Annotated in this window: 13 protein-coding genes; 1 reads left to right on the forward strand and 12 read right to left on the reverse strand. The window is 68.4% G+C overall.

Features of this window, described 5'->3' with window-relative positions:
- Positions 1-51: 51 nt before the first annotated feature.
- Entirely contained in the window at positions 52-1362 is a 1311-nt protein-coding gene (gene boxA, locus ACFSCU_RS05800) for a benzoyl-CoA 2,3-epoxidase subunit BoxA (protein WP_377560138.1), read from the forward strand.
- A gap of 279 nt (positions 1363-1641) precedes the next feature.
- Here boxA and ACFSCU_RS05805 read toward each other — a convergent pair whose 3' ends face one another.
- From ACFSCU_RS05805 to ACFSCU_RS05860, 12 genes are all read right to left on the reverse strand, one after another.
- Complete coding sequence (locus tag ACFSCU_RS05805; RefSeq protein ID WP_180550903.1) at positions 1642-2205, reverse strand: DUF1439 domain-containing protein; 564 nt, start codon at positions 2203-2205, stop codon at positions 1642-1644.
- A 341-nt stretch (positions 2206-2546) separates the two neighbouring features.
- A complete protein-coding gene (hemP, locus tag ACFSCU_RS05810; RefSeq protein ID WP_180551819.1) occupies positions 2547-2747 on the reverse strand; it encodes a hemin uptake protein HemP in 201 nt (66 codons plus the stop codon).
- A gap of 14 nt (positions 2748-2761) precedes the next feature.
- Entirely contained in the window at positions 2762-3178 is a 417-nt protein-coding gene (locus tag ACFSCU_RS05815) for an ExbD/TolR family protein (RefSeq protein ID WP_180550904.1), read from the reverse strand.
- Positions 3179-3180: 2 nt separating this feature from the next.
- A complete protein-coding gene (locus ACFSCU_RS05820) occupies positions 3181-3897 on the reverse strand; it encodes a MotA/TolQ/ExbB proton channel family protein (RefSeq protein WP_180550905.1) in 717 nt (238 codons plus the stop codon).
- A gap of 6 nt (positions 3898-3903) precedes the next feature.
- Positions 3904-4662, reverse strand: coding sequence for an energy transducer TonB (locus ACFSCU_RS05825; protein ID WP_180550906.1), 759 nt, complete (start codon positions 4660-4662; stop codon positions 3904-3906).
- Positions 4663-4728: 66 nt separating this feature from the next.
- Positions 4729-4842, reverse strand: a complete 114-nt coding sequence (locus ACFSCU_RS05830; protein WP_180550907.1) for an LPXTG cell wall anchor domain-containing protein — start codon at positions 4840-4842, stop codon at positions 4729-4731.
- Positions 4839-5063 carry a (2Fe-2S)-binding protein gene (locus ACFSCU_RS05835; RefSeq protein ID WP_377560139.1) on the reverse strand — a complete coding sequence of 75 codons (225 nt, stop codon included), beginning with the start codon at positions 5061-5063 and terminating at the stop codon, positions 4839-4841. Before ACFSCU_RS05835 ends, ACFSCU_RS05830 begins: the two co-directional genes overlap by 4 nt.
- 294 nt (positions 5064-5357) lie before the next feature.
- Positions 5358-6476 (reverse strand): alpha-hydroxy acid oxidase, encoded by a 1119-nt coding sequence (locus ACFSCU_RS05840; protein WP_377560141.1) that lies wholly within the window; start codon positions 6474-6476, stop codon positions 5358-5360.
- A 254-nt stretch (positions 6477-6730) separates the two neighbouring features.
- The gene (locus ACFSCU_RS05845) at positions 6731-7426 is read right to left on the reverse strand and encodes a Fe2+-dependent dioxygenase (RefSeq protein ID WP_180550908.1); all 696 of its coding nucleotides are present in this window, start codon (positions 7424-7426) and stop codon (positions 6731-6733) included.
- Positions 7427-7545: 119 nt separating this feature from the next.
- Entirely contained in the window at positions 7546-9885 is a 2340-nt protein-coding gene (locus ACFSCU_RS05850; RefSeq protein ID WP_377560143.1) for a TonB-dependent receptor, read from the reverse strand.
- A gap of 593 nt (positions 9886-10478) precedes the next feature.
- On the reverse strand, positions 10479-10955 hold the full coding sequence (gene bfr, locus ACFSCU_RS05855; RefSeq protein ID WP_180550909.1) for a bacterioferritin: 477 nt from the start codon (positions 10953-10955) through the stop codon (positions 10479-10481).
- A gap of 96 nt (positions 10956-11051) precedes the next feature.
- Complete coding sequence (locus ACFSCU_RS05860; protein ID WP_377560144.1) at positions 11052-11969, reverse strand: transporter substrate-binding domain-containing protein; 918 nt, start codon at positions 11967-11969, stop codon at positions 11052-11054.
- Positions 11970-11998 lie beyond the last annotated feature (29 nt).

An 11998-nucleotide genomic window follows, 5' to 3' on the forward strand; every position in this document is an offset into this window, starting at 1 on the left:
CCTCTGCGAATCCTTTGCGTCCTCTGCGTCCGGCTGTTTTAATGAGTTTCCATGGCCGCAACCGACACCACCATCCTCAAGCAGCACCTGATCGACGCCGCCATCTGCATCCGCTGCGGCGCGTGCGAGGCGGCGTGCCCCATCGACGCCATCACGCACGACTCGAACAACTACGTGGTCAGTGCCGACACCTGCAAGATGTGCATGAACTGCGTGCCGGTGTGCCCCACCGGCGCCATCGACAGCTGGCGCCTGGTGCCCAAGGCCAAGCCCTACACGCTGGAAGAGCAGTTCAGCTGGTTCGAGCTGCCCGAAGAGCTGACGCCCGCGCAACTGGCCGAAGCCGGCGTGGCCGAAGACGCACTGGCGGGCGATGAGCAGGCCGACGACGCCCTGCAGACCCAGGCGCAGGCCGAGGCCGCCGCCATCGACCCTACGCAGCCCGGCACTGGCGCGGCACCCGCCAGCTATGGCGCCACCATCCCGCCCTGGTCGGCCGCGCACGCCTACACCAACCTCTACGGCGCGCGCGCCGCCGAGAAGACGGTGACGGCCACCGTCGCCGGCAACGTGCGCGTCACCGACGTGGGCACCGAATACGACACGCACCACATCATCCTGGACTTCGGCACCATGCCCTTCCCGGTGCTGGAGGGCCAATCCATCGGCATCGTGCCGCCGGGCACCGACGAGCGCGGCAAGCCGCACTTTGCGCGCCAGTACAGCATCGCCAGCCCGCGCAACGGCGAGCGGCCGGGCTACAACAACCTGTCGCTCACCATCAAGCGCGTGCTCGAAGACCACCAGGGAAACCCGGTGCGTGGCGTCGGCAGCAACTACATGTGCGACCTGAAGGTGGGCGACAAGGTGCAGGTCATCGGGCCGTTCGGCGCCACCTTCCTGATGCCGAACCACCCCAAGTCGAACATCGTGATGATCTGCACCGGTACCGGCTCGGCTCCCATGCGCGCCATGACGGAATGGCGCCGCCGCCTGCGCAAGAGCGGCAAGTTCGAGGGCGGCAAGCTGATGCTGTTCTTCGGCGCCCGCACCAAGGAAGAGTTGCCCTACTTCGGCCCGCTGCAAAGCCTGCCGAAGGATTTTATCGACATCAACTTCGCCTTCAGCCGCACGCCCCACCAGCCCAAGAAGTACGTGCAGGACGCGATGCGCGAGCGCGCCGCCGACCTGGCGGCGCTGCTGCAGGACCCCAACACCTTCTTCTATGTGTGCGGCCTGAAGAGCATGGAAGAAGGCGTGGTGCTGGCGCTGCGCGACGTGGCGCAGGGCGCCGGCCTGAACTGGGACGAGATCGGCCAGCGCCTGAAGAAGGAAGGGCGGCTGCACCTGGAAACGTATTGAGGCGCGGGGCAATGGTCCCCGGATGATTCAATAAAGATAGCTGCTTGCGCCCGGTATACAATGGTTTCAGATAGAAAGCTCTCTGAAATCAAGTTATATCAAGCGTAAGCAGCTATCATTTTTCATTGATTCGCAACAAGTCTCAGACAGCGCTGCAGGAGCGGGCTTGCCCGCGATGAGGCGCTTCGTTGCAGCCAGCGCTTGATTGCGGGCAAGCGCGTTGCCACACGGCGGATGTGGTCCGCGCGTCCTCCGGGACGTCTTGATCATCAAGCGCCTTCAATCACGCCACCTGAGCAGGCTCACCCGAAACCGGCCATCCGCCACCCGCACGTCACGCACCGCCCAGCGCGCCAGCGCCCCGGCGGTGGTGCTGGTGTCGATCACGTACACCGGCCGGTCGCGCAGCGCCGCCTGCACCGCCTGCGGCCCGTGCGCGCGCACCAGCGCGGCGTAGCGCTCGGGCACGCCGTCCAACGCAAAGTCGGTCACCGTCAGATCGTCGATGTAGAACGCGCCGGCCGCCTGCTCGTAGCGCAGCCGGCCCGCCAAGCCCGCCCGGCCCGGAAACTCGCGCCCGCCGGCCTGCACGGCCAGCTGGGTGTCCAGCTGCAGCCGGTCGCCCCCGGCCGGCAGGCTGAGCTGCGGCGCGCGGAACTCCACACAGGCCAGCACCAGCTGGCAGTTGCGGACCGGAAAGCGCTCGGCCAGGTGCTGCTGCAGCGTGGCGGGTTCCAGGTTCAATGCCAGCTCGCCCACGAAGCGCTGAAACGCCCACCACGCCCCCGCCGCCAGGGCCAGCAGAACGAGCAGGATGGTGAGGACAGAGCGAAGTCGGCGCATGCGCAGGTGGGGGCTGATACAGGTTCGCTGCAAAAAATGACGAATGACGAATGACGAATGACGAATGACTTCGCTGCGCTTCAATGACAAATGGGGTATTTGTCACGGGTCATGCGGCGCCAGCCGCAGTCATTGGTCATGGTTTTGAGCGCGAAACGGTATGAGGCAGGGGTGCATCTTGCCACGGTGCAAACCCATGCTTATTGCTATTGATTGAATAGCTGTCAGCGCTTTATCAGAAGGCGCTGGCGGCCTGATGGCAGCATGAAAAAAAAGAGCTGGCTGGGCACTGCCTGGCTGACTCTGTCAATAGCGCCGCACGGGCGCTTCCCACGATGAAGCTATTTGGTCAGGATCAGCTTGCCCAGCTTGGTGGCCTGCAGTCGATAGACCGCGCCGTTGTGGCTGATCTCGATGGCGCGGCGGCCTTGCAGCAGGCGGTGGCTCGGCACCGGGCCGCCGCTGGGTTCGGGCGGCGTGGTGTCGACGGGCTCCGTGCCGGATCGGCACGCGTCGGGCGACGTTGCGGCGCGCGTGGTCATGGGCGGGCGCATCGTCATGGCGCGCGCGGCGGCTCGGTCACGAAGCCGATCTTGCCCAGGCCCGCCTGCTGCGCCGCCGCCATGGCCTGGGCCACGCGCTCGTAGCGCACGTCGCGGTCGCCGCGGATGTGCAGGTCGGGCTGCGGCTGCTGCCGCGCGGCGGCCTGCAGCCGGGCGCCCAGCTGATCGTCGGCGATCTTCTCCTCGCCCAGCACGTAGCTGCCGTCGGCCTGCACCGCCAGCAGCACCGTCTCGGGCTTGATCTGCTCCTTCTCGTTGGCCGCGCGCGGCAGCTCCACGTTCACGGCGTGCTTCATCACCGGCACGGTGATGATGAAGATGATCAGCAGCACCAGCATCACGTCGATGAACGGGACCATGTTGATCTCGCTCATCACCTCGTCGTGCTCGTCGGCGATGAATCCGGCCATGCTCAACTCCGCTTCAGAGCCACCACGTTGCCGTCGCCGCTGGCCGCCGTCACGCGCGCGCCGGTCAGTTGGTAGGCATGCAGGTCGTGCGCAAAGCGGCCCAGCTTGGCCAGGATGTGCTTGTTGCCGCGCACCAGCGCGTTGTAGCCCAGCACGGCCGGGATGGCCACGGCCAGGCCCAGCGCGGTCATGATCAGCGCCTCGCCGATCGGGCCGGCCACCTGGTCGATGCTGGCCTGGCCGGCGGCGCCGATCTTCATCAGCGCGTGGTAGATGCCCCAGACGGTGCCAAACAGGCCGACGAAGGGCGCGGTGGAGCCGACCGAGGCCAGGATGGCCAGGCCGGCCTGCAACTTCCCGGTGGTGCTGTCGATGCTGTTGCGAAGCGCGCGCGAGATCCAGTCGCTCGCGTCCAGCGAATCGTGCAATTGCGCCCTGGTGGCGCGGTGGTGGGCGGCGGCTTCGCGGCCTTCCACGGCGAGCTGGCGGAACGGGTTGGCGTCATCGTCGCCCAGCTTGGCCAGCCCTTCGGCCATGTCGGCCGAATGCCAGAAGCCTTCCACCCGCGCCGCCTGGCGCTTGGCCTGCACCACGCCCAGTGCCTTCATCAGGATCACGATCCACGAGGCCAGCGACATCAGCAGCAGCGCCGCGAACACGCTGCGCGTGACCCAGTCGCCCTGGGCCCAGACGTGCAGCAGACCTAATTCATTGTTCATTTGACTTCACTCCAGAACGAAATTGAGGGGGACGTTGAACCACATGGCCTCGGGCACGCCGTTGCGGGTGCCGGGCACGTAGCGCCAGCGGTCGCGCGCGGTTTCCAGCGCCACCTGGTCCAGGCGGTCGAAGCCGCTGGAGCGCTGGAGGCGCGCGTCCTGCGCGCGGCCATCGGGGCCGATCAGCACGCGCACCACCACGCGGCCGCTCTCGCCCAGGCGCTTGCTCATGGCGGGGTAGGTGGGCGCGGGGTTGTTCAGGTGCGCGGCGCTGGTGGACGGCTGCACGATGACGGGCGGTGCGGGCGGCGCCGGTGGGCTGGGCGCGGGCGCCGCCGGTGCCGCTGCGGCCGCGGGCGACGGCGTGGGTTCGGGCGCTGCCGGCACGGGCGCCGGAGCGGTGGGCGCGGGCGCCACCACGGGCGCTGCGGGGCGTGGCTGCACCACCGGGGCCGGCCGCGGCGGCGCTGCGCGTGGCTTGGGTGGGGGCGGTGCGGGCCGGGGTTTGGGCGGCGGCGGCGATGCCGGGGCCGGTGGCGCGGGCGGCGGCGGTGTGGGCGCAGGCGGCGCGGCGGGTGGCGGCGGCGGGGCAATCAGCTCGGCCAGGATCTGCGCCGGCACGATCACCTCGGCCGGCGGGCGCACCAGCCCGCGCTGCAGCGCCCACAGCGCCACCGCATGCAGCAACACAACGCTGCCGACGATGACGGCGGTACGGCCCGGAGGTGGCACGGTGGAAGCAGGCGAGAGCGAAGTCGCGAACATGATACGAAAGCGGGATGGCGCGGCGCAGCGGGCAGGCCGCTGGCGGCAACGATGCGGGGTGCGGGGTCAGAGGCGTGACGGGCGGCGGCGCAGGCCGCCGAAGACCCAGGCCAGGGCGATGAGCACGCCCACCAGGCCGCCGAGCGCAGCCCACAGTGCGGCGCTGGCGCCGGTCATCATGCGCGGGCCCCGTGCGGGCCGGTGGCCAGGCCGGCGTGGTGCAGCGCCGCCACCGGGTGGCCCGGTGCGCACTGCGCCACGATGTCGCGCGCGCAGCCCTCGCAGCGGCCGCAGCAGGTGGCCACGCCCAGCTCGAGTTGGATGTCGTCGAAGCTCATGCCGGCACGGGCTTGCCGGGTGATTTCGCGGTCGGAGATGCGGTTGCAGACGCAGACGATCATGGGGCGGAAGTCCTGGGAACGCGACAGTGATGAGAGATGTATATTAAATGCGAACCATTCTCATTGTCAATCACTATTTTGGCGATAGGCGTTTTTCCGGCAGTGCGGCCCATGTCGTTTTGCTTTCAAAACGATGACCCATGACCGCGGCTGGCGCCGCATGACAAACGACGAACGATGTCTTGGTCACTGAGGCGCAGCGAAGTCATATATTTGTTGGATGTGCCACCCGTCTCGGACAGCGCTGTGGAAGCGGGCTGGCCCGCGATCAAGCGTGGGTGGCGACGAAACCCTTCATCGCGGGCCAGCCTGCTCCCACACAGCGGCGGTGGCGGGATCAAGCAGGTGAGCGCCCGCTTCGGCCAACGTGCGGCAGCCGGTGAGGGCCATGGCCATCTCCAGCTCGTCGCGCAGCAGGCGCAGCATGCGCGCCACGCCCAGCGCGCCGCCCGCCGCCAGGGCGTGCGCCACGGGGCGGCCCACCATGACGGCGTTGGCGCCCAGGGCGATGGCCTTGAGCACGTCGGTCCCGCGGCGGATGCCGCCGTCGACGACGAGCGGCAACGCATCGCCCGCGGCGGCGCGCACCCGGGGCAGCGCCTGCGCAGTGGCGGGCGCGGTGTCGAGAGTGCGGCCGCCGTGGTTGCTGACGATGAGGCCGGCCACGCCCAGCGCCTGCGCGGCGCGCGCATCGGCCGGGTGCAGCAAGCCCTTGAGCCACACCGGCAGCCGCGTCTGCGCGCGCAGCCAAGCCACGTCGTCCCAGGTGGGGGCGTGGGCGGGCAGGCCGGCGCAGTAGGTGCCGTCGGCCGGTGGCACGGCGGGTGCATCCTGCAGGTGCACGGCGTGCACGCCGGGCGGCAGGGCAAAGCCGGCGCGGCGCTCGCGGTCGCGCACGCCCTGCACGGGGGCGTCGACGGTGAGCACGATGGCCTCGAAGCCCGCCGCCTCGGCGCGCTGCACCAGCGCGCGGTTGAAGCCGCGGTCGGCCTGCCAGTAGAGCTGGAACCACAGCGGGCCGCGCCCGGGGTCGGCCAGCACGGCTTCGGCGACCTGCTCCATCGGCACGTTCGATTGCGTGCCGAGCACATAGCCCGCACCCTGCGCGGCGGCGGCCAGCGCACTGGCCCATTCGCCATCGGGGTGGGCCAGCCGCTGGTGCGCCACCGGGGCCAGCAGGATGGGGTGCGCCAGCTCGTGCCCGGCCAGTGCTACGCGCGTGTGCCCGCCGGCCAGCGGCTGCAGTACGCGCGGCCACAGGGGCAGCGCCTGCCAGGCGGCGGCGTTGGCGTGCAGCGTGGCCTCGTCGCCCGCACCGCCGTTGAAGTAGGCCCAGGTGGCGGCGTCCAGCGCCTGTTCGGCGGCCAGGGCGAAGTCGGCCAGGGTGTGGGGCGCTGGGGCGGGCGATGCCATGGTGCGGAGGGTTTTTGGAGTGGGGTATATGTGTTCAGCGCTTGTATATCAAGCGCTGGCGGATAGGTGTATGGGGAGTATGTGTTGGTGTGCAGCCTGGCGTGTGGGAGCGGGCTGGCCCGCGATGCGGCCTGTGCGCGGTGCCACCGCTGCATCGCGGGCCAGCCCGCTCCTGCATCCGGGGTGCTTCAATAAACATAGCTGCTTGCGCTTAATGGGCGGGCGTTGCAGGGTATTCTGATCATGAGCGCAAGTCAGGTGCTGGCCCATTGCCGCAGCAGGTTGTGGTACACGCCGGTCAGGCGCGTGGCTTCGGGGCTTTCGCCGTGGCGCTGGCGCAGGGCAAGCAGGGCCATGTCCATCTCGAACAGCAGGCGGCGCTGCTCGCCCGAGCGCACCATGCTCTCGATCCACAGAAAGCTGGCCAGGCGCTCGCCTCGGGTGACGGGTGTGACCTCGTGCACGCTGGTGCCGGGGTAGAGGATGGCGTCGCCCGCGGGCAGCTTGATGCGCTGCGCGGCCTCGCCGGGCGCGCCGTGCACCACCAGCTCGCCGCCGTCGTAGTCGGCCGGGTCGCTGAAGAACACGGTGCACGACAGGTCGCTGCGCACCCATTCGCCGCTGGCGGTGGAATGCATGACGGCACCGTCGACGTGGGCGCCGTAGCGGTCGGCACCGCTGCCGTAGCGGTTGAACAGCGGGTTGAAAATCTTGCGCGGCAGCGCGGCCGACAGCACCAGCGCATCGCGCTGCAGCGCGCCCAGCACCAGCGCGCGCAGCGTGGCGGCGGTGGTGCTGTCCTGCGCCAGCTGCTGGTTCTGTTTGACGCCCACGGCCTGCGCGCCGGCGCTGTGGCGGCCGTCGCGCCACGGGGCATCGGGTGCGGTGAGCAGCGCGCGGCCCTGGACCAGCTCGTCGGGGGTGAGCAGGTGTTGGAGGTGGATCAGCATGAGGTTATTCGATGACGAAATGACTTTGCCGCTGGCGCGGCGTCAATGACGAAATGACGGGCACAGTCATGGCGGCGCAGCCGCCGTCATCGAAGCGCAGCGAGGTCATTTCTTCATGCTCAGAACAGGTGCTTCAGCGTCAACTGCACCCGCCGCGGCTGCCCCGGCCCATAGAAGCCGCGGTACAGCGTGTCGGCGTAGAGCTTGTCGGTGAGGTTGGTGACGTTGAGCTTGAGGGTGGTCATCTCGGTGAAGCTGTATTCGGCCATGGCGTCGAAGGTGACGAAGCCGGCGGCCTTCACCGCGCGGCTGCCTTCGGGGCTTTGGCTGCTGCGGTAGTTGGCGCCCAGGCCCAGGCGCAGCTTCGGGAAGACGCGGTAGGTGCTCCACACGCTGCCGCTGTGGCGCGGCGTGAGGCCGGGGCGGTCGCCCTGCACCTGGGCGCCGCCGCCACTGGCGGCCAACTGCTGGTTGCTGCGGCTGATCTTGGCGACGGGGATCCAGGTGTGGTTCCAGAACATCTCCCACTTCGGCGTGATGCGGCCGGCGGCGTTGAACTCCATGCCGGCGGCGTGGCGCTTGCCCGAGAGCAGGAACTGCTGGGCCACGCTGTCGGGGTCCTGGTTGCGCTCGTTGTACTTCTCTGAATAGAACAGCGCCGTGCCCACCGACAGGCGCTGGTCGAACAGCTCCCACTTGCCGCCGATCTCGAGGTTGCGGCTCTTCTCGGCCGGGGTGTTGGCCAGCGTCTGGTTGGGGCTGCTGGGCGTGAACTGGTAGGCATCGCCCGAGGTGTTGTACGAGGTGCCGTAAGAGACGTAATACGACGCGGTATCGCTCGGCTGCCACAGCAGGCCGACGCGCGGGCTCCACAGGCTTTCGGTCTTGCTGAAGCTGTAGCCGGGCGTGACGGTGCCGTTGGCGGCGGTGCTGGCCACAGTGTCGTAGCTTCCCTTGAAATGGTCGAAGCGCAGGCCGGCCACCAGCTTCAGCGTGTCGGTCATGGCCACCGTGTCCTGCACGTACACGCCGATGTTGCGCGCGTCGAAGGTGTTGTAGGCGGGGGCGCCGCGCGGGTCGGCACGCCAGTCGCCGTTGTTGGGCTGGCCCACGGTGGTGGTCAGGCCGCTGGCGGGGCCGGCGAAGTTGTTCACGCGGCGCGCGTCATCGACGTAGAAATCCACCCCGGCCAGGATCTGGTGCTTGCGCCCGCCCCAGTCGAAGGTGTTGCTGTAGTCGCTTTGCAGCTGGGTCAGGTCGCTGCGGCCGATGCGGCCCTTGGGGGAGCGGGTGATGATCGTCTGGGGGCCCCAGTTGTCGATGGTGGTGGGCGCGCCGTCGGTCTGGCCGAAACGGATCACGCTGGCCCACAGGTCGCGCTCGTAGCGGCCGTGGCGCAGCTGCGTCTTTAGCTGGCCGCCGTCGGCAAAGCGGTGCGTGTGGGCCAGCGTGACGTAGGTGGACGAGCTGTCCTGCTTGTCGCTGTCGAGCCCGTAAAAATTGCGCGCCGGCAGCGTGGGCACGATCCTGCCGTCACGGATGAACCAAGGGTGGTTGTAGTTGCCGCGACCGTCCACGTCGAGGTGGTACAGGCCCACCGAGAACTCGTTGCGCGTGCCAATGCCCCAGCGGAAGGTGGGCGCGATGCCGACCTTGCGCTGCCGGGCGCCCCAGTTGTCGGCGTCGTGGCCCATCAGGTTCAGGCGCAGCGCGGCGTCTTGCCCGGTGTGCCAGTTGAAGTCGCCATGCACGCGCTTTTCGTTGCCGTTGCCGATGGTCACGCTGGCTTCGTGTTGCGTCATCAAGAAAGGCTGCTTGCTGACCTGGTTGACCACCCCGCCGGTGCTGCCCTTGCCGAACAGCATCGACGCCGAGCCCTTGATGACTTCCACGCGGTCGTCGTTGAAGGTGTCGCGCTCGATCAGCGGCGCATCGCGCAGGCCGTCGCGGTAGATGTCGCCGGCGGTGCCCAGCGAGAAGCCACGCAGGCGCACGTCTTCCTCGCCCGTCTCGCCGGCCAGGAAGGTGACGCCGGCGGTGGTGCGCAGCACGTCGCGGAAGTCGTCGAGGTTGCGGTCTTGCATGAGCTTTTCGGTCATCACCGTCACGCTCTGCGGGATGTCGCGCAGCGCCTGGTTGCCCTTGCCGATCTCGGTGCGGGTGGCGCGCAGTTGCGCCTTGCTGTTGGTTGACCCGTCGCCCACCGCCGAATCGCGCACGGTGACGGTGGAAAGCGTGCCGGCCACCGGCGCCTGCTGCGCCGCGGGGGCCGATGCAGCCGCTGCCGGCGCGGCCGGCTGCGCCAGCGCCGTGCTGCCCAGCGAGCCGGCCAGCAGCATGGCGCCCAGCGGCAGCAAGGGTTTGGAGGGGGTTTGTGCAGCTATTGAATCAATAGCTGCTTGCGCTTGTGCGGCGGGTGCGCAGGGGGGGGTTGGCTTGAAAACGTGGTCAACGGACATGGCAGGGCCCAGCAAAGTGTGGAGAAGAACTTCGGCTGGCTACCTGGGCGCTGCGTGCAGAGGGCTGGACCCTTCACGGCGCTGTTCGCTGGCGTGTGATGAAAGTCGGTGATTCTATATGCAAATGAGAATGATTGTTATTGGCTGTGGCGATGGGGCGACAGCGGGGCGCAGCGCTTGCTGCGTCGAGAGGGGCAGCGTCGTGCGTTCGGCAGACGGTGCAGGGGCGGTGGAAGCCGCCCATGGGCTGGCGTGGGGCGAAGCGCTGGTTCGCGGCTGCCGCCGCTCCTGCGGCGCGGGGGCGCAGCTCAAGGGGAGTCTGTCAGGAGGGCAGGTGGCTTGGGGGGATGGCAGTCTTGCGGCCGCCATTCGCTTGAGGAGCGTGCGGCCACCATGCCTGTGGGAGCGGGCTTGCCCGCGATGGGCTCCTCGGGCGAGGCAGGCGCTGCATCGCGGGCAAGCCCGCTCCCACAGCAGCGTGGAGCATGGTCATAGGGAGTATAGGTCGTCAGCGCCCACCAACAGGGCGCTGGCGGATCGATGGGCAGGGAGTATATGGTTCGCCCACCCTCTTCCCTGGCTCGTGCGCCGCCTCAGCCGACCTCGCCCATCTGGCTTTGCAGGTAGTTGGGCAGCCCCACCTTCTCGACCAGCTCAAGCTGCGTTTCCAGAAAGTCGATGTGCTCCTCGGTGTCGTCCAGGATGTGCTGCAGCAGGTCGCGCGAGACGTAGTCGCGCACGCTTTCGCAGTGGGCGATGCCGTCCTTGATGGTGGCCTGCGCGGCGCGCTCCATCTTCAGGTCGCAGGCCAGGATTTCGGGCACGTCCTCGCCGACCAGCAGCTTGCCCAGGTCCTGCAGGTTGGGCAGGCCGTCCAGCATGAAGATGCGGTCCATCAGCAGGTCGGCGTGCTTCATCTCGCCGATGGATTCGTCGTACTCCTTCTTCGCCAGCTTGTCGAAGCCCCAGTGCTTGAGCATCCGGTAGTGCAGAAAGTACTGGTTGATGGCCGTCAGCTCGTTCTTCAGCTGGGCCTGCAGGCATTCGATGGCCTTGGGGTCGCCTTTCATGGGGGTGGTGCTCCTTGTGCGGTGGGCGGTGGGCGGTGGGCGGTGGGCGGTGGGCGGTGGGCGGTGGGCGGTGGGCGGTGGGTTCTAGTTGATCGGTCAGCGCTTGTTGTAGCTCTCGATCGGGTCGTCGTTGGGCTGGGCGAACAGCGCTTTCAGCTCGTCCGACAGCGGCAGGTTCAGCGCCACGTTGCGCGGCGGAATGGGCTGCATGAACCACTTGTCGTAGTGCCTGGCCATTTCGCCCGAGGCCATCATGGCCTTCAGCTCGCCATCCACCGCCTGCTTGAAGGCGGGGTCGTCCTTGCGGAACAGGATGGCGATGGGCTCGGACTGCAGCGAGGTACCGGCCAGCTTGTACAGCTTCGGATCGCGCGAGTTGGCCACCACGCCGGCCAGCAGGTTGTCGTCCAGCACGAAGGCGGCGGCGCGGCCGTTCTCGACCGACATCAGGCTCTCCAGGTTGTCCTTCTGCTGCGCCACGTTGATCTTGATGTCGAGGTCGCGCTCAAGCCGGCGCAGCAGCTGCACGGCGGTGGTGCCGGTGGTGGCCGAGACGGTCTTGCCGTCCAGCTGCTTCCAGTCGGTGATGCCCGAATCGGCCCGCACCGCCATGCGCACCTGGCTCAGGTAGGTGGTGACGGCAAACGCCAACTGCTGCTGGCGCGTGAGGTTGTTGGTGGCCGGGCCGCAGCCGATGTCCACCGTGCCGTTCTGCACCAGCGGCATGGTGTTCTGCGGCGTCATGGCGAAGTACTCCAGCCTGGCCTGCGGCACCAGCTTGCGGATGATGCGCTCGCACAGCTCGACGTGGTAGCCGGTGAAGTTGGTGTTGGCGCCCAGCGCATAGGCCATGGGCGGCGAGGCCTCGCGCACGCCGATGACGGCCTTGCCGCTGCTGCGGATCTTGGCCAGGGTGTCGTTGCCGGCCTGCGCCATGGCGGGCGAGCCGAGGGCGGTCAGCGCGCCCAGCGCCAGGGCGGCGGCCACGGTGCGAAGCGGGTGGAAGGGGTTCATGGCTTGTCTCCTTGAACTTATGGTTGGAA

The sequence above is a fragment of the Ottowia beijingensis genome (assembly GCF_042680925.1).
Taxonomy (GTDB): Bacteria; Pseudomonadota; Gammaproteobacteria; order Burkholderiales; family Burkholderiaceae_C; genus Ottowia; species Ottowia beijingensis.